At 71.3% G+C, this 17,063-nt stretch carries 19 protein-coding genes; 10 read left to right on the top strand and 9 right to left on the bottom strand.

The genetic code is table 11. The features are described 5' to 3' along the window. Nucleotides 1–7: 7 nt before the first annotated feature. Nucleotides 8–784 (top strand): phosphate ABC transporter ATP-binding protein PstB, encoded by a 777-nt coding sequence (pstB, locus tag EIZ62_RS17350; RefSeq protein ID WP_156693562.1) that lies wholly within the window; start codon nucleotides 8–10, stop codon nucleotides 782–784. Nucleotides 785–1,014: 230 nt separating this feature from the next. Here the strand turns inward: pstB and EIZ62_RS17345 are convergent, their stop codons facing one another. Both EIZ62_RS17345 and EIZ62_RS17340 read right to left on the bottom strand, forming a co-directional pair. Next, nucleotides 1,015–2,013, bottom strand: a complete 999-nt coding sequence (locus tag EIZ62_RS17345) for an inorganic phosphate transporter (protein ID WP_156693561.1) — start codon at nucleotides 2,011–2,013, stop codon at nucleotides 1,015–1,017. Nucleotides 2,014–2,018: 5 nt separating this feature from the next. Continuing rightward, complete coding sequence (locus EIZ62_RS17340) at nucleotides 2,019–2,639, bottom strand: DUF47 domain-containing protein (protein WP_156693560.1); 621 nt, start codon at nucleotides 2,637–2,639, stop codon at nucleotides 2,019–2,021. A gap of 194 nt (nucleotides 2,640–2,833) precedes the next feature. Between EIZ62_RS17340 and EIZ62_RS17335 the strand changes: the two genes are divergently transcribed. Next, entirely contained in the window at nucleotides 2,834–3,205 is a 372-nt protein-coding gene (locus EIZ62_RS17335) for a metal-sensitive transcriptional regulator (protein ID WP_156693559.1), read from the top strand. 24 nt (nucleotides 3,206–3,229) lie between these two features. Here the strand turns inward: EIZ62_RS17335 and EIZ62_RS17330 are convergent, their stop codons facing one another. Together EIZ62_RS17330 and EIZ62_RS17325 are read right to left on the bottom strand one after the other, a co-directional pair. Further along, nucleotides 3,230–3,415: a hypothetical protein gene (locus tag EIZ62_RS17330; RefSeq protein ID WP_156693558.1), complete on the bottom strand. Its 186-nt coding sequence runs from the start codon at nucleotides 3,413–3,415 to the stop codon at nucleotides 3,230–3,232. Between the two features lie 96 nt (nucleotides 3,416–3,511). Then, nucleotides 3,512–4,324, bottom strand: a complete 813-nt coding sequence (locus EIZ62_RS17325) for an SCO4651 family lipoprotein (protein ID WP_156693557.1) — start codon at nucleotides 4,322–4,324, stop codon at nucleotides 3,512–3,514. Nucleotides 4,325–4,435: 111 nt separating this feature from the next. Here EIZ62_RS17325 and EIZ62_RS17320 point away from each other — a divergent pair, with 111 nt between their 5' ends. After that, on the top strand, nucleotides 4,436–4,645 hold the full coding sequence (locus tag EIZ62_RS17320) for a hypothetical protein (RefSeq protein ID WP_156693556.1): 210 nt from the start codon (nucleotides 4,436–4,438) through the stop codon (nucleotides 4,643–4,645). Nucleotides 4,646–4,668: 23 nt separating this feature from the next. On the opposite strand, the gene EIZ62_RS17315 is transcribed toward EIZ62_RS17320, so the two are convergent. The 4 genes from EIZ62_RS17315 to EIZ62_RS17300 form a co-directional block, all read right to left on the bottom strand. After that, the gene (locus EIZ62_RS17315) at nucleotides 4,669–5,391 is read right to left on the bottom strand and encodes a phosphatase PAP2 family protein (RefSeq protein ID WP_156693555.1); all 723 of its coding nucleotides are present in this window, start codon (nucleotides 5,389–5,391) and stop codon (nucleotides 4,669–4,671) included. 140 nt (nucleotides 5,392–5,531) lie between these two features. Further along, a complete protein-coding gene (locus EIZ62_RS17310) occupies nucleotides 5,532–6,545 on the bottom strand; it encodes a C40 family peptidase (protein WP_156693554.1) in 1,014 nt (337 codons plus the stop codon). Nucleotides 6,546–6,636: 91 nt separating this feature from the next. Then, nucleotides 6,637–7,422 (bottom strand): SAM-dependent methyltransferase, encoded by a 786-nt coding sequence (locus EIZ62_RS17305; protein WP_156693553.1) that lies wholly within the window; start codon nucleotides 7,420–7,422, stop codon nucleotides 6,637–6,639. 24 nt (nucleotides 7,423–7,446) lie between these two features. After that, nucleotides 7,447–8,316 (bottom strand): NAD(P)-dependent oxidoreductase, encoded by an 870-nt coding sequence (locus EIZ62_RS17300; protein ID WP_425281826.1) that lies wholly within the window; start codon nucleotides 8,314–8,316, stop codon nucleotides 7,447–7,449. 104 nt (nucleotides 8,317–8,420) lie between these two features. Here EIZ62_RS17300 and EIZ62_RS17295 point away from each other — a divergent pair, with 104 nt between their 5' ends. From EIZ62_RS17295 to EIZ62_RS17265, 7 genes are all read left to right on the top strand, one after another. Continuing rightward, nucleotides 8,421–9,023, top strand: coding sequence for a TetR/AcrR family transcriptional regulator (locus EIZ62_RS17295; protein ID WP_156693551.1), 603 nt, complete (start codon nucleotides 8,421–8,423; stop codon nucleotides 9,021–9,023). Nucleotides 9,024–9,294: 271 nt separating this feature from the next. Continuing rightward, nucleotides 9,295–9,603 (top strand): hypothetical protein, encoded by a 309-nt coding sequence (locus EIZ62_RS17290; RefSeq protein ID WP_156693550.1) that lies wholly within the window; start codon nucleotides 9,295–9,297, stop codon nucleotides 9,601–9,603. Nucleotides 9,604–9,711: 108 nt separating this feature from the next. Beyond that, nucleotides 9,712–10,560: a hypothetical protein gene (locus tag EIZ62_RS17285; protein ID WP_156693549.1), complete on the top strand. Its 849-nt coding sequence runs from the start codon at nucleotides 9,712–9,714 to the stop codon at nucleotides 10,558–10,560. Next, entirely contained in the window at nucleotides 10,550–11,941 is a 1,392-nt protein-coding gene (locus EIZ62_RS17280; protein ID WP_208827959.1) for a hypothetical protein, read from the top strand. The genes EIZ62_RS17285 and EIZ62_RS17280 overlap by 11 nt, the downstream gene beginning before the upstream one ends. Beyond that, entirely contained in the window at nucleotides 11,938–13,491 is a 1,554-nt protein-coding gene (locus tag EIZ62_RS17275) for an SCO6880 family protein (protein WP_156693548.1), read from the top strand. Before EIZ62_RS17280 ends, EIZ62_RS17275 begins: the two co-directional genes overlap by 4 nt. A 15-nt stretch (nucleotides 13,492–13,506) precedes the next feature. Further along, nucleotides 13,507–14,907 (top strand): ATP-binding protein, encoded by a 1,401-nt coding sequence (locus EIZ62_RS17270; RefSeq protein WP_156693547.1) that lies wholly within the window; start codon nucleotides 13,507–13,509, stop codon nucleotides 14,905–14,907. A gap of 1 nt (nucleotide 14,908) precedes the next feature. Next, on the top strand, nucleotides 14,909–16,408 hold the full coding sequence (locus tag EIZ62_RS17265; protein WP_156693546.1) for a type IV secretory system conjugative DNA transfer family protein: 1,500 nt from the start codon (nucleotides 14,909–14,911) through the stop codon (nucleotides 16,406–16,408). Here the strand turns inward: EIZ62_RS17265 and EIZ62_RS17260 are convergent. Then, complete coding sequence (locus EIZ62_RS17260; protein ID WP_156693545.1) at nucleotides 16,398–16,964, bottom strand: GNAT family N-acetyltransferase; 567 nt, start codon at nucleotides 16,962–16,964, stop codon at nucleotides 16,398–16,400. The two genes, EIZ62_RS17265 and EIZ62_RS17260, sit on opposite strands and share 11 nt — an antisense overlap. Nucleotides 16,965–17,063 lie beyond the last annotated feature (99 nt).

The raw sequence follows: 17,063 nt of genomic DNA, 5'->3' as shown, positions 1-17,063 counted from the left end.
GATTGAAATGGCCAAGCGAATCGACGTCAGCGGCCTGACCGCCTACTACGGCTCCCACAAGGCGATCGACGACATCTCCATGACCGTCGAGCCCCGCTCCGTGACGGCCTTCATCGGCCCGTCCGGCTGCGGCAAGTCCACCTTCCTGCGCACCCTGAACCGCATGCACGAGGTCACCCCCGGTGGCCGCGTCGAGGGCAAGGTGATGCTGGACGACGAGAACCTGTACGCCAAGGACGTCGACCCGGTCGCCGTCCGCCGCACGGTGGGCATGGTCTTCCAGCGGCCGAACCCGTTCCCGACCATGTCGATCTTCGACAACGTGGCGGCGGGGCTGCGGCTCAACGGCTCGTACAAGAAGAGCGAGCTCGGCGATGTCGTCGAGCGCTCCCTCAGGGGCGCGAACCTCTGGAACGAGGTCAAGGACCGGCTCAACAAGCCCGGCTCCGGGCTGTCCGGCGGTCAGCAGCAGCGCCTGTGCATCGCCCGCGCGATCGCGGTCGAGCCGGAGGTCCTGCTGATGGACGAGCCCTGCTCGGCCCTCGACCCGATCTCCACGCTGGCGATCGAGGACCTGATCAGCGAGCTGAAGGAACGGTTCACGATCGTCATCGTGACCCACAACATGCAGCAGGCCGCCCGGGTCTCCGACCGCACGGCCTTCTTCAACCTGGCCGCCGTCGGCCAGCCGGGCAAGCTGGTCGAGATCGACGACACGGAGCGCATCTTCTCCAACCCGTCGGTCCAGGCGACGGAGGACTACATCTCCGGCCGCTTCGGATAGGCACCGCGCCCGGGGGCGACCCCCAGCGGCACCCCCCGCGGGTGTCACCCCGGGCCGGGGGCGTCGAGGGTTGCCGCCGGTGGGCGGGGAGCCGGCCCCGGGGATCCGGTCGGGGGGATCGAACGTCCTGCGGTGCTGCATGGCGGTGCCACCGCACGGCGAAGGGCCCGCCCCCTGTCCCAGGGGGCGGGCCCACTCACGTACCGCCGCGGGGTGCGACCCGCGGCCGGTCAGCCGAAGAACAGCTGCACGCCGTAGAAGCTCACCGCCGCGACCAGCGCCGCGGCCGGCATGGTGATGAACCAGCCGAGGATGATGTTCTTCGCCACGCCCCACCGCACGGCGTTCACCCGCTTCGTCGCGCCCACGCCCATGATCGCGGACGTGATGACGTGCGTCGTCGAGATCGGCGCGTGGAAGATGAACGCCGAGCCGAACATGATCGACGCCCCCGTGGTCTCCGCGGCGAACCCCTGCGGCGGATCCAGCTCGATGATCTTGCGGCCGAGCGTACGCATGATGCGCCAGCCGCCCGCGTACGTACCCAGCGACAGCATCACCGCGCACGCGATCTTGACCCAGATCGGGATCTCGTCGCCGGCGTTCTGGACATCGGCGATGACCAGGGCCATCACCACGATGCCCATCGTCTTCTGGGCGTCCTGGAGGCCGTGACCGAGGGCCATGCCCGCCGCCGAGACGGTCTGCGCGATACGGAAGCCCCGCTTCGCCTTGTGCGGGTTCGCCTTGCGGAAGAGCCAGAGGATCACGCACATCACCAGGTATCCGGCGACCAGGCCGACCACCGGCGACACGAACATGGGGATGACGATCTTGTCGACGACGCCGCCCCAGTAGACGGTCGTCCCGCCCGCGAGGGCCGCGCCCACCATGCCGCCGAACAGCGCGTGCGAGGACGACGACGGCAGACCGAAGTACCAGGTGATCAGGTTCCAGACGATCGCGCCCACCAGCGCCGCGAACAGGATGCCCATGCCCCGCGAACCCTCGGGCGTGGCGATCAGGCCCTCGCTCACGGTCTTGGCGACACCGCTGCCGAGGAAGGCACCCGCGAGGTTCATCACCGCGGCCATGGCGAGCGCCGCGCGCGGGGTCAGGGCCCGCGTGGAGACGGATGTGGCGATGGCGTTCGCCGAGTCGTGGAAGCCGTTGGTATACGTGAAGCCGAGCGCGACACCGATGGTCACGACCAGTGCGAAGGTGTCCACGAAGCTCAGGACTCCTTGACCGCGATGGTCTCCACGGTGTTGGCCACGTGCTCGAACGCGTCGGCGGCCTCTTCCAGCACGTCCACGATCTGCTTCAGCTTGAGCACCTCGATGGCGTCGTACTTGCCGTTGAAGAGGTGGGCGAGCAGCTTGCGGTGGATCTGGTCCGCCTGGTTCTCCAGCCGGTTGACCTCGATCCAGTACTCGGTGAGGTTGGTCATCGTCCGCAGGTGCGGCATGGCCTCGGCGGTCAGCTCGGCCGCCCGGGACAGGACCTCGATCTGCTGCTCGACGCCCTTCGGCAGTTCCTCGACGTTGTAGAGGACGACGAGGTCGACGGCCTCCTCCATGAAGTCCATGATGTCGTCGAGCGACGAGGCGAGGTTGTAGATGTCCTCGCGGTCGAACGGCGTGATGAAGGAGGAGTTCAGCTGGTGGAAGATCGCGTGGGTCGCGTCGTCGCCCGCGTGCTCCGCTGCCCGCATCCGCTCCGCGATCTCGGCCCGGGCGGACGAATCCGCTCCGAGCAGTTCCATCAGGAGCTTGGAGCCCGTGACGATGTTGTCCGCGGACGCGGAGAACATGTCGTAGAAGCTCGTCTCCCTGGGGGTCAGACGAAAGCGCACGTGGGGTCCTCTAGGTGCATGGGTTTCGGTCAGGCTGATGCTAGGCGCATCATCCGGCCACGGCTAACCGGCGTTCTTCAGTGTCGCCCATCGGGCACAGTGAACAGAACCGGCCCCCGGCCACCTTCGGCGAAGGATCGGTACCATATACCCACGAGGGGTATATGGGCCCTGATGGACAGCGGGAGGACGCGATGACGACCACCGAGGCGGCCGGCCTTCCGGTCTCGGAATCCGGCACCGGGGAGACCGGGCCCGCCGGGCACGGTGACCACGAGCACGGGGTGCACGGGTACCACAAGCAGAAGAGCGAGCACCTCAAGCGCCTGCGCCGCATCGAGGGCCAGATCCGGGGCCTGCAGCGGATGGTCGACGAGGACGTCTACTGCATCGACATACTCACGCAGGTCTCCGCGTCCACCAAGGCCCTGCAGTCCTTCGCCCTCCAGCTCCTCGAGGAGCACCTGCGCCACTGCGTCGCCGACGCCGCCGTCAAGGGCGGCGACGAGATCGACGCGAAGGTGGAGGAGGCGACCAAGGCCATCGCCCGCATGATGCGGACCTGACGGGGCCTCGACGGGGGCCGCCGGTCACCGGGGCGCGGCAGGCCCGCCGCGCCCCACGGGTATGACGTTCAGCACCTCGTCGATGAGGTCCGCGCTGAGCCGCTCCCCGTCCGCGGACGACGCCGCGATCATCAACTCACCGCACAGCTCGATCTCGGCGAGGGCCACGTGGTCCTGGACTGTCGTCAAAGTGGGCGGGGCCACGCGCATCACCTCTTCCTGCCGCTGCCGGCTTCCTAGCGTAGGGAGCGCGACACGCACCGCGCATGGCACGTCCGGACCATTCTTGCGATGGTCAGGCGGAGGTCATGCCTTGATCCTGCCGGCGTAGATGTCCTCGCGGGGCGGCAGGCTCACGACGACCGGGGCGCCGAACCCGTACAGCAGCGTCGTCGACGCGACCGCGACCGTACGCCCCTGGTTGGCGAAGCTGAACTGGTGGCGCACCTTGCGCAGCCGCCCCTCGCGGTCCAGGTACGCGTCGAACGGCACCGCGTCCCTGGCGAACCCTTTCGCCGCGGCCGCGAGCGCCCCGCGCACCTGCGGCGAGGCCGCCCGCGCCGCGCGCCCCAGGTCGCTGACCCCGCGGTAGTGGACGACCGGCACGCCCGCGAGCTCCTCCTCGCCGACGTAGGTGACCTCGCGTGCGCCGCGCAGCAGCTCGGCGGCGGCGGCCGGATCGGTCGCCCCGCCGGTGACGAGGTTGCCGTCCGCCAGGGCGGTGGTGTCGACGCGGACCCACTTGTCGGCGGGGACCCCGGCGCCGCGGTTCTTCATGTAGAGCGCGCCGGGGGCGAGGAGTTCGGTGATCGGGCGGTGGCCCTCCGCGCCGGAGGGGTCCTCGGGGAGCAGCACCTTGAGATGTCCGTGCCGCTTGACGAAGTCGTACGCGCCCTCGCCGCGGATGGTGACCCGGGTCCCGCCGGTCGCCATCTCCATGGACGTACGCGCCTTGGACGTGCCCGCCCGTGTCAGCGCGTCGGGGGCCCTGCGCACCGTGTCGCCCGGGTCCGCGCCGGGTGAGGCGTCCGCCGCCGCCGAACATCCGCCGACCATCGCGCCCACCACGACGGCCGCGGCGGCGATCGCGCCGCTCCTGCGCCTGTGCTGCACCACCATCGCCTGCCAACCCCCAACACTGTGCCGCCGGCCTGGCCCCTGGGGACCCGGGGATGCCCCATCCGGATAACGACCGCACGGGCGCACCGTCACGCCGGTACCGTGGGACCTGTGCATGCGCATCACCCGACGACGCCCACGGTCCCGGACGTCCGGGACGTCCACGACGCCACGGCCACCGAGCGGGGTTCCTTCGCGGTCGCCCGCTGCACCTGCGGCTGGACGGGTCCGGCCCGCCGCTCCCGCGACCGCGCCCGCCTGGACGCGACGGCGCACGGTGAGGCGGCAGCGGGGGCCTCGGCAGCGGGCGGGGACGTCTAGGGGGCGAGGACGCGGCGGTCGCGTCAGGCGGCCAGGTCGTTCTCGCCGGTGCCCGAGGCGGAGCCCGAGCCGAGCCGGGGTTCGGCGATGTCGAGCGTCTCGTGGCGCTCCCGCGCGGGCGCCTTCCGCGACCGTACGAGCCACCCGGCGCGCCGGGAGCGGGCGATCGCGGACACCAGGGGGGTCAGGAGCGCGAGGGCGACGGGGGCGAGGAGCAGCGCCACCGCCGTACCGAGGGCGAACCCGCCGACGACGTCCGTGGGGTAGTGGACGCCCATGTAGACGCGGCAGAAGCCCTCGGCGAGGGCCAGTCCGATGGCGGCGAGGCCGAACCTGCGGTTGGCGACGAAGACCCCGACGCCGATGGCCATCGCCATGGTGGCGTGGTCGCTGACGAAGGAGAAGTCGGTCTTCCCGGCCACCAGCACTTCCAGCTGGTGGTCGTTGAACGGCCGGGGCCGTTCGACGAACCCGCGGATGGGGATGTTGACCAGGAGGGCGATCCCGGCGGCGAGGGGGGCCCAGGCCAGGCCGGCGACGGCGGTGACGGAGTCCTCCGCGCTCCCGCGCCGGCGCACGCTCCACCAGCACCAGAGCACGACCAGCACCATCGCCAGCATGATCCCGTACTCACCGGTGAAGCTCATGATCCGGTCGAACCACGAAGGGGCGTCCTTCGCCAGGCCGTTGATGTCGTAGAGCAGGCCGACATCGGGGTTCGAACCGTCCGATGCGAGTCCAGCCATCTGCTGCGGCCCCTTGCCTTGTGTCACCTGGTCAGTGTCGCCCCATCGTCGGTCCAGGGAACGACCCGCAGGAGGGGTACGTTCCACTCTCCACGGAACGATCACCATGACGTTATCGAAGAGTGATACGTCCGCGCAGCTCAGGGCCGTGCGGTGGGCAACGCTTTCGCGCCATCCTCGGTTACCCGGGTGGCCCCGAAGTAGTCGGGCGTGTCGATCTTGTCGAAGCGGATGACGGCCCCGGTGTACGGCGCGTTGATCATGTATCCGCCGCCCACGTACAGCCCCACGTGACGGATGGCGCGCGAGTCGTTCAAGTCGTCCGAGAAGAACACGAGATCGCCCGGCAGCAGCTCGTCCCGCGAGGGGTGGGGTCCGGCGTTGTACTGGTCGTTGGCGACGCGCGGCAGTTCGATGTCGACCGTGCGGTACGCGGCCTGCGTCAGCCCCGAGCAGTCGAACCGCCCCTGCTGCTCGGGGGTGCCGTTGCCGCCCCACAGGTAGGGCGTGCCGAGCTTCTTCTGCGCGAAGTAGATCGCCCCGGCGGCCTGCCGGGACGGCTCCACGCGCCCGACGGGGCGCGCGAAGCTCTTCTCCAGGGAGCGGATGATCCGGACGTAGTTCTGCGTCTCGCTGATCCCGGGGACCCCGCCGGCCTTTATGACCCGGTAGGCGCCGGCGTTGTAGGCGGCGAGCATGTTGTTCGTCGGGTCGCCGGGCACCTTCTTCACGTACCCGGCCAACTCGCAGTCGTAGGAGGCCGCCGACGGGATGGCGTCGGCCGGGTCCCAGATGTCCCGGTCGCCGTCCTTGTCGCCGTCGACCCCGTGCGCGGCCCAGGTGCCGGGGATGAACTGCGCGATCCCGCGCGCGTCGGCGGGGCTCACGGCCCTGGGGTTCCAGCCGCTCTCCTGGTACAGCTGCGCGGCCAGCAGGGCGGGGTTGATGGCGGGGCACAGGTTGCCCCACTTCTGCACGAGCGGCTGGTACGCGGCGGGCACGGCACCCTTCGCCAGCCCGACGGCCCCTCTGAGCGCCCCTCCGGCGCCGCCGAGCAGTCCGGCGGCGGCGGAGTACGTCCCCACCACGAGCAGCGCGACGAAGCTCAGGCACGCGCCGACGGACACCCCGGCGACCAGCCACGCCTTACGCACCGTCAACCACCCCTCGCCGTGTGGCAGTCCACCGAGCGACAGTGTAGGTGGCGGGCCGCCCGTTCAGGGGCTGGACGCCGGGGAGGCCCGGCTACGGCTTGCGTCCGACACCGCCGTACATGGCGACCGGCTCCGCCGGGGTGTCGGGGCGCCACTGCGAGCAGGGGACGACGCCCGGCTCCAGGAGCTCCAGGCCGTCGAAGTAGCGCGTGACGGCCTCGGGGGAGCGCTGGGTGAGCCTGGGGGTGCCGTGCTCGTTCCAGAAGGCGACGGCCTCGTCGACGTCCGGCATGGAGGGGTGGACGACGGTGTGGGAGAGCACGAGGTGGCTGCCGGGTGCGAGGGCGTCCATGAGGCGGCGCACGACGTCGTACGACTCGGCGTCGTCCTCGACGAAGATGACGACGCCGAGCAGCATGAGCGCGACCGGCCGGTCGAGGTCGAGGGTCTTGGCGGCCGCCTCCAGGACGGTGTCGACGTCCCGGAGGTCGGCGTCCAGGTAGTCGGTGCGGCCCTCGGGGGTGCCGACGAGGAGCGCGCGGGCGTGGGCGAGGACGAGCGGGTCGTTGTCCACGTACACGACGCGGGCGTCGGGGGAGACGCGCTGGGCGACCTCGTGGGTGTTGTCGGCGCTGGGCAGGCCGGTGCCGATGTCCAGGAACTGGCGGATGCCCCGGTCCGCCGCCAGGTGCCGCACGGCCCGTCCGAGGAAGAGCCGGTCGGCGCGGGCGTATGCGCCGATCCCCGGGTGGAGCTGCCGGATGCGGTCGCCGGCCTCCCGGTCGACGGGGTAGTTGTCCTTCCCTCCGGTCCAGTAGTTCCAGATGCGGGCCGTGTGGGGCCGGCTGGTGTCGATCCTCGATTCGATGTCGCTCACGACACCAACGTAGGTCCAAAAGCGTTACGGGGCGGGCTTCTTCAGCACCTCGACGAGACTGGACGCGCTGTCGGCGCCGTGTCCGGCGGCGAGGCCGCGCCGGAAGAGCTCGAGCAGGGCGGCCGGGAGGGTGGCGTCGACGCCCGCGTCCCGGATGGTGTGCAGGACGTGCTCGACGCTCGCCGCGCCCATGGCGAGCCGGTCGACGTCACCCGTGTGGTCGCCGGCGTCGATGCGGGGTGAGTAGAACTCCAGGAACTGCTGGAGGTTCAGGGCGTCGACGGCGAGGGGCAGGAGGTCGGCGGCCTTCAGTCCGTGGGCGTCCGCCAGGGCGACGGCCTGCCAGTAGCTCGCGAGGGCGGTCCAGAACATCGTCATGTTGAGCTGGTAGAGCAGCGCGGCCGTGCCCGGGTCGTCGCCGCGGTGGTCGGCAGCGGTGAGGACCTCCAGGGTGGCGCGGTGGGCGTCGAACACCTCGCGGGGGCCGCTGTAGAGGGTGGTCGCCTCGGGGCTGCCGATGCCGGAGGGCGGGGTCAGCACGCCGCCGGTGAGGTGCGCGGCGCCCCGCTCGGCGGCCCAGGCGGCGCCCTCGCGCGCCTTGGCCGGTGTGTCGGAGCTGAGGTTGACGAGGACCCGGCCGGCGAGGGCGGCGGGGTCGGTGCCGTCCAGTACGGCGTACATCGCGTCGTAGTCGGTGAGGCTCAGCACGGCCAGCCCGGACGCGGTCAGGGCCTCCTCGACGGTGCCGGCGAGGTGCGCGCCGCGTGCGACGAGGGCGTCGGCGCGGGAGGCGGTGCGGTTCCAGAGGGTGACGCGGTGGCCGTGGTCGAGGAACGCGGCGGCCATCGCCTGTCCCATGGGGCCGAGGCCGATGACGGTGACGGGAGCGGGCACGGGAGCCTCCAACTTCTAGAACGAACGCTCTATCCAGAGCACGGGCAGACCGTAGCACACCTCTAGAACGAACGCTCTACTCAATGGCTCGTTAGAATCGGCGCATGCAGACCAGCGCCCCCTCGGGCTCCCCCGCGAGCACCCCCGGCACCCGCGACCGGATCGTCCTGGCCGCCGCCCGGCTCGTACAGCGGCAGGGATACGTCGGCACGGGCATCAAGCAGATCGCCAAGGAGGCCGGCGCCACCCTCGGCTCCGTCTACCACTTCTTCCCCGGCGGGAAGGAGGCCGTGGCCGTGGCCGCGATCCGGCACGGGGACGAGGAGTTCGCCGCGATCCTGCGGGAGGCACTGGACAGCGAGGACGACCCGGCGGCGGCGGTCGAGGCCTGCGCCCGCCTGCTCGCCACGGCACTGCGCGAGTCCGGCTGGACCGACGGCTGCCCCGTCACGGCCACCGCGCTGGAGACCCTCGGCACCGACTCGGAGATCCAGCGGGTGTGCGCCGACGCCCTGCGCGGCTGGCAGGACCTGGTGGCCGGCCGACTGCTGCGCGCCGGTCTCGCGCGGCCCGACGCCCACGAGGTCGCCGGCACGGTCATCAGCACCCTGGAGGGGGCCGAGGTGACGGCCCAGGTCACCCGCAGCGAGGAGCCCCTGCTCCAGGCCGGCCGGCAGCTGGCCCGCCTGGTGGGGACGTACCGCTGACGGGGTGTCCGTTACCGCCCCAACAGTGCACCAACGACAGTCATTGCCCGGAGTCACCCTCCGTGATACACAGAGTGACGATACGCGTACTCGCATACACCCGATTCGCCGCTTTCGCAGGTCAGGGCACCCGGACCGGTCAAAGGTGCGGGGATCGGGTAAAGAGACCAGCCAAGTCTGCGCACATGGGCGGTTTCATCAGCGAAGATAGTGCGGTGACCCGTGCCATGGGGCAGGGGCGTCGAACTACCCAACAGGGGCGGTGAGTTACATGTACCTGGCGGCCGAAAAAGGCGACATCACCACCATCATTGGCGGAATCGCCCCCAACTGGGGGCCCTTCGGGAACCTGGGGAACGAGGCCCGCGTGATGATCGAGGTGGTGATGGCCGTGGCCATCCTGCTCTGCCTCGGCATCGCGATCTGGGGAGCGGCCAAACAGCGCATCGGCGCGACCGCCCTCCGCGACACGTTCAGCGCCGAGCAGGGCAAGGGGCTGATCGTGGCCGGCCTCACCGGGGTCTTCATCATCGGGTCGCTGGGAACGCTGTTCACCATCGTGTACGGGATGGCCGTCTAACCCTCCGTCAGCCTCTCCACCCGGCTCTTCCCGGCTCATCCGCGAGGCGCGTCACCTGATGTCCAGTCACCATAAAGATCAGCAACCGGTTGAGGGGGCGTACCCGTCATGAGCCTCGGCGACGAGCACGACGGCGCCAGCAGCACGGGCGGCGGCGGTGCGGGCCAGACCCGCACCCGCCTGCCCGACAGCGGCGCCGGCGACGGCTACGGCGGCGTCTACGGCGGCGCCCGCCGCCCGGCCCGCAACTCGAGGTCGCTGATCACGGTGGTGGGCGTGGTGGTGCTCCTGATCGCCGCGATCGCCTTCGCGAACAGAAGCGGCGACGGCGACGCCTCTTCCTCGGACGCCGCCCCCGACCGCGCCACCGCCCCCACCGCCGCGACGGGCGTCAAGCCGGTCGCCGGCAAGAACGGCACGATCCCGTCGGGCTACGCACGGGACGAACAGGGGGCGCAGAGCGCGGCGGCGAATTACGCGGTGGCGTTGGGGTCTGACGGGATGTTCAAGCAGCCGACGCGTCACGACATCGTGCGTGCCGTGCACGATCCAGCCGTCGTCGAAAAGTTGCTGGGCAGCCTGGACGCCGCCTATTCGGGCACCTTCCTGAAGAACGTCGGCCTCAACGAGGACGGCTCCGCCCCTGAGGGGCTCACTTTCGTCTCCCGTACCGTTCCGGTCGGCACGAAGGTGCTCGAGGCCAGCGAGACCGGCGCGACCATCGAGGTCTGGTGTACCGGTCTTGTGGGGCTCGCGGGGGAAGGCTCCACCAAGCCGGTGACGGAGACGTGGTTCACGATCACCGAGAAGCTCAAGTGGGTCGGCAATGACTGGAGGATCGAGTCATCAAGCCAGAAGGAGGGGCCGACCCCGGTCAACGGTGACAACCGTGCCTCCACCGCCGACGAGATCGCCGGTGCCGTGGCCGGATACGGAGGCTTCACCTATGCGCGGTAGCCGACACGCCCACTCCGCCGTCGCAGCCGTAGCGGCCGTGCAGGCGGCGCTCTTCTTCTTCGCGAGCCGTGCTGCAGCCGCGCCGACGCCTCCGCCTCCGACCCCCTCGCCGAGCAGCAGCAACAACCCCTGCGACCTGATCGTCGGCCTGGCGAGGGACTACTGCGAGGACGGCGAGAAGGCCGCCGGCAACGGCGGCCGCTCCGCTCCCACCAACCCCGCCGACCCCGCCACCGCCCTCGACCCCCTCGCGTCGCTCGCGCGGGGGTGCGCGGATGCGGCCGCGTGGATCGTGGGCAAGCTCAGCGACGCCGTGAAGAGCACCGCCGAGGTGGACTTCACCAACCCCAGGTTCCTCCAGCAGTACGCCGTCGTCTTCGCCGCCTCCACCGTCCTGACCCTCGTCCTGTGGCTCCTGGCCGTCGCCAAGCGCGCCATCCGGGGCGTGCCGCTGGCGACGGCGATCTCGGAGGCCATCGGGTTCCTGTGGCTCACCGTGCTGGCGTCCGCGTTCACGCCGCTGATCCTGTACACCGTCGTGTCGGCGACCGACGGGGTGACCGAGGTGATCGCCGGCGGCAGCGGCGGGCAGACGGACGCGTTCTTCGGGACGTTCGCCGAGGCGCTCAAGAAGGGCGAAGGAATCGGCGGCGGGCCGATCATGCTGATCGTCGTATCCCTCGTGTCGATCCTCGCGGCCGGCATCCTCTGGCTGGAGCTCGTCGTCCGGGCCGCCCTGCTCTACGTCGGCGCCCTCCTCGGCACCGTCGTGTACGCGGGGCTGGTGGACAAGAACATGTGGGGCCACGTACGCCGCTGGGCCGGGATCATGATCGCGGTGATCCTGGTGAAACCGGTCATCGTCATCGTCCTCGGCCTCGCCGGGGCGCTGTCCTCCGACGACGGCCCGAACGCCCTCTCGGCCGTCGTGTCCGGCCTCGCCATCATCCTGCTGGCGATCTTCGCCTCCGCGATGATCTACCGCTTCGTGCCCGGCTTCGGCGACGAGATCGCCTCCGCCCGTACGAACCGCAAGCAGGCCACGGACGGTTCCCAGGCCGCCGCCGTCATCTCCTCGCCCGCCGCGCTCGTCTCGCAGGGCATCAAGACCCACAGCAGCCGCAGCCACCAGCGGGGCGGCGGTGGCGGCGCCCAGCCGGCCAACGCCGTGTCCGGTGGCGTCGCCGCCCACAGCTCCCGCAGCCAGCCGCCCGGCGGCGGAGGAGCCGGCGGCGGCGCGGGCGGAGGCGGCGGATCCGTGCCCGCCGCCGCGCCCCCGCCCCCGCGGCCCGGCACCAGCGGCACACCGCACTCCCACCGTAAGAGCTCGGGTTCGAGCACCGGCAGCAGCACAGGAAACACAGGAGGTGCAGGGCGTTGACGACCCAGTCCCATCCGATCACGCCCCGCCGCACGTATCTCATCGGCCGTGCCCGGCCGAACGCGATCGTCGGCAAGAACCGCGAGACCGGCGAGATCGCCCTGATCATCGCCGGCGCGTTCCTCGGCATGATGAGCGGGCTGCTGGTCCCCGTCCTGTCCCTGCGGATCGTGGCCCTCATGGGCTTCCCCATGCTGGCGCTCGCCGCCGTGTACGTCCCGTACAAGGGCCGCACCTTCTACAAGTGGTTCGAGATCAACCGCAGCTACAAGCGCACCCTCCGCCAGGGCACCGCCTACCGCTCCGCCGCCGTCGAGGCGGGCACCCGGCTCGACGGCCGGGAGGTCGAGGTCGGACCGCCGCCCGGCATCGGCCGCATCAACTGGCTCGCGGCGCCCTTCGGGCCGGACGAGATCGCCGTCCTCCTCCACGCCGACCGCCGCACCGTCACCGCCGCCATCGAGATCGAGGGCCCGGGCGTCGGCCTGCGCGACAGCGAGGACCAGGAAGCCCTGGTGGACCGTTTCGGCACCCTCCTCAAGCACGTCGCCAACGGCGACGGCTTCGTGACCCGCCTTCAGATGCTGGCCCGCACCCTCCCCGCCGACCCCGACGCCCACGCCAAGGATGTCGCCCAGCGCGGCGACCCCGGCGCGCCCGGCTGGCTCCGCGACTCCTACGACCAGCTCCAGTCCATGGTGTCGACCTCCAGCGAGCAGCACCGCGCCTACCTCGTCGCCTGCATGCACTACACCCGCGAACTGGCGGCCGAGGCCCACGCCATGGCCCGCGCCGCCCGCCAGGCCACCGGCGTCCGCAAGCTCGACAAGGACGCCGGCCTCGCGGTCGTCATGGCCCGCGAGCTGACCGACATCTGCGCCCGCCTCGCCGAGGCCGACATCCGGGTGCGCCAGCCGCTGGGCCAGTCGCGGCTCGCCTCCCTCGTGCACTCCATGTACGACCCGGACCACCCCATCGACCACATCCAGGCGATGACGAAACGAAACGCTTGGCCCGCCGAACTGGACGCCGTCGAGCCGACGTACCTCCAGGCCAAGACCCGCGAGTCGTCGACCCGCGCCCCCTGGTGCCACGCCACCGCCTGGGTGAAGGAGTGGCCGATGACACCCGTCGGCGTCAACTTCCTGGCGCCCCTGCTCGTCCACACCCCGGACGTCATCCGCACCGTCGCCGTCTGCATGGACCTCGAACCCACCGAGGTCGCCATCGAGCGCATGCTGACGGAGAAGACCAACGACGAGGCGGAGGCCAGCCGCGCCGCCAAGATGAACCGCACCGTGGACCCGCGCGACATCGCCGCCCACGGCCGGCTCGACCAGCGGGGTGAAGATCTCGCCAGCGGCGCGGCGGGAGTGAATCTTGTCGGGTACATCACTGTGTCGTCTCGTACGCCCGAGGCCCTGGCCCGGGACAAGCGGACGATCAGGGCCTCGGCCGGCAAGTCGTATCTGAAGCTGGAGTGGTGCGACCGCGAGCACCACCGGGCCTTTGTGAACACCTTGCCGTTCGCGACCGGCATCCGCCGTTAGGGGCACCTGATCCTGATGCGAGATCCGCTGTCAGCCCTCACCGAGGCCTTCACCTCCTTCCTCTTCGGGAAGGTGGAGACGACCCGGCTCCCCGTCCGTACGTCGACGGGACAGGCCCAGGCCGTCTACCTGCCGACCGCCGCGCCCGGCCTCGGCGACTCCGGCGTGATCATCGGGCGCGAGGTGTACAGCGGCAAGGGGTACATCTACGACCCGTTCCAGCTGTACGGCCAGCAGTTGCCCGCCCCCCACTGGCTGGTGCTCGGCGAGTCCGGCAACGGCAAGTCGGCGCTGGAGAAGACGTACGTGCTGCGCCAGCTGCGCTTCCGCGACCGCCAGGTCGTCGTCCTGGACGCGCAGGGCGAGGACGGCGTCGGCGAGTGGAACCTCATCGCGCAGGAGCTGGGGATAACTCCCATCCGCCTGGACCCGATGGCCGCGCTCGACGGCGGCATCCGGCTCAACCCGCTCGACCCGTCGATCACCACCACGGGGCAGCTGGCGCTGCTCCGGACGATCATCGAGGTCGCGATGGGGCACGGCCTGGACGAGCGGTCCGGCTTCGCCCTCAAGGTCGCGCACGCGTACGTGAACCAGACCATCACCAACCGCCAGCCCGTCCTCACCGACATCGTCGAGCAGCTGCGCCACCCGGAGGCCGAGTCGGCGTCCGCGATGAACGTCGACATAGACGACGTACGGGCCTGGGGCCTGGACGTCGCCCTCGTCCTCGACCGCCTCGTCGACGGTGACCTGCGCGGCATGTTCGACGGTCCGACGACGGTCGGCATCGACCTCGACGCGCCGCTGATCGTCTTCGACCTGTCCCACATCGACCGCAACTCGATCGCGATGCCCATCCTGATGGCGATCGTCGGCGTGTGGCTGGAGCACACCTGGATCCGGCCGGACCGCAAGAAGCGCATCTTCCTGGTGGAGGAGGCGTGGCACATCATCAACAGCCCGTTCGTCGCCCAGCTCTTCCAGCGGCTGCTGAAGTTCGGCCGGCGGCTCGGCCTGTCGTTCGTGGCGGTGGTCCACCACCTCTCCGACGTCGTGGACGGGGCGGCGGCGCGCGAGGCGGCGGCGATCCTGAAGATGGCGTCGACCAGGACCATCTACGCCCAGAAGGCGGACGAGGCACGGGCGACCGGCCGGGTGCTGGGGCTGCCCCGGTGGGCGGTGGAGATCATCCCGACGCTCACGCCCGGTATCGCCGTGTGGGACGTCAACGGCAATGTGCAGGTGGTCAAACACCTGGTCACGGAGGCGGAACGGCCGCTGGTCTACACGGACCGGGCGATGACGGAGTCGTCCGTGCCGGAGGACATCCAGGCCGCGGAATGGGAGGCGGAGCGGCGCGCGGCGCTCATCGAGCAGCAGATGAACGAGTCCTCGCAGTCAACGGTGGCATGACATGGACCGCAAACCCGAGGAACGGGGCATCCCCGACGGCCTGCTGGTGGGGCTGCTGGGGTTCCTGCTGGGCATCACACTGCTGGTGTGGACGGCGACCGGCCTGGCGGGGCTGTTCGCGCACGGGGCGTGGCCGGACGGGGTGACGTTCTCGTCGACGCCGCTCGCGATACGGGGCCTGGTCGCCGAGCCCCACGACCTCGCCGGGGCCTGGCCGGCCACGCCGCCCGGCCAGCTCTCGGGGTACGGGCTGTTCTGGGGCCTGCTCATCAGCGAACTGCTGGTACTGGTGGTGCTGGCCGTGTTCGTGCTCGGGACACTGGCCCGCTGGCGTGCGGTACGGGCGGCGGCCCGAGCGGCCCGCATGGCGCCGGGAGCACCAGCGGTACGGAGGGGCCCGGCGCCCGGTTCCGCGCAGGCCCCCGCGCCGGTCCCGGCACCCACCCCGGCTCCCGTCCCGAAACCCGCTCAGCCCGATCCCGTACCGCGTACGTGTCCCGATCCCCTGTCGCATACGTACCCGGCGCCTCCCGCGCCCCAGGACACGGTGCTGGACGCACACCAGTCCGCGCCCCGCCTCCTCTACGGCGCCGCCTCCGCCCGGCGACCCGTGGCCCGCCGGGCGATCGAGGAGGCCGACGGACCCGCGCTGGTCGTCACCTCCGACCCGGCCCTCTGGGCGGACACCAAGGACGCCCGCGCCAAGCTGGGCCCCGTCCTGGTCTACGACCCCGGCCACCTGTGCGACACGCCCGCCCGGCTGCACTGGTCGCCCACCCGCGGCTGCGAGGACACCGCCACGGCCGCCCTCCGCGCCGCCGCGCTCCTCGCCCCGGTGCGCCCCCGGGCCCGGATGGACGGCGCCGTCGCCGACACCGCCGAAACGCTCCTGGGCTGCTGGCTGCACGCCGCCGCCGTGGACGGGCGGCCGTTCAAGCAGGTGCACCGCTGGGCGCAGAACAACGGCGCCCACGAGCCCGTACGCGTACTCCGCACCCACCCCAAGGCCACCAACAGCCACGCCGGCCTGCTCGAGTCGGCCCTCACCGCGTACCCGGAACGGCGCGAGGCCGCACAGGAGTTGACGGTACGGGCGCTGTCGTCGCTGTCCTCCGTCCACATCCGCGAGGCGTGCGCACCGAATCGAACTGATTCGCTGGCGCTGGAATCATTCATCGCCGAAGGGGGCACCCTTTATGTGGTGGGTGAACCGATCGAGGACCCGAGGACCCGCCCGGGCGCGATGCCCCTTCTGACCGCGCTCGCCTCAGACGTGGTCGAGCACGGCCGCCGCATGGCCGCACGGTCATCCGACGGTCGGCTCGACCCACCACTCACGCTCGTCCTCGACGACGTCGCGGCCGTGGCCCCACTGCCCCGCCTCCCCGACCTGCTAGCGACCGGTCACGAACAGGGCCTCCCGGCGCACGTCCTGCTCCGCTCGGCCGAACAGGGCCGTGCCCGCTGGCCCGACCGGCCGCTCGCACCGCTCACACCGTGACGGGCCGCCGCACCTCGTACTCGACCTCCAGCGCCCCGTCCGCGTCACCGTCCAGCGGCACCACGGCCCCGGTCGGTACGAAGCCGGCCTTGCGGTAGAAGGCCGCCGCCCGCTCGTTCCGCTCGTGCACATAGAGCCGTACGCGCCGGACGGGCGCCCCTCCCAGCGACCACGACCACTCCACAGCCTCGCGGAACAGCGCCTCCGCCACCCCGGAGCCCCGCGCCTCGGGGCGTACGTAGACCCCGACCACGTGCGTCTGGTCGGCCTCCGGCGCCTCACCGAAGCGGACCTCGCCGCCCGGCCGTTCCACCAGGACGGTCACCGTCCCCTCCCACGACCCGTCGGGCGCCTCGGCCACGAACTGGCGGGCGTCGTCGCTGCCCTCCGCCGCCCCGGCCGTCCGCTCCCGCCAGTGCGCGTCGGGCCGGGCCACCGCCGCCTCGTAGGTGTCGAGGAACGCCAGCGGCGCGGCCGGGTCCTGGAGGGCGGCGAGCCGGATGTCGCGGGCCCGGTGCCACTCGTCGGCGCGGACGGTTCGTATCACGTGTTCCATGAGCCGATCCTCGCCCCACCGCCCCGCCGCGGCAACGCAATTCGCCCCGCCGGCTCTCAGGGTCGCGTCCACCCCCGGTACTACGCCCCGCCCCCGCGT

It is taken from the genome of Streptomyces ficellus (assembly GCF_009739905.1).
GTDB classification, from domain to species: Bacteria; Actinomycetota; Actinomycetes; order Streptomycetales; family Streptomycetaceae; genus Streptomyces; species Streptomyces ficellus_A.
Note: the sequence above shows the minus strand (reverse complement) of the source record. Positions and strands in the feature narration are given on the sequence as shown.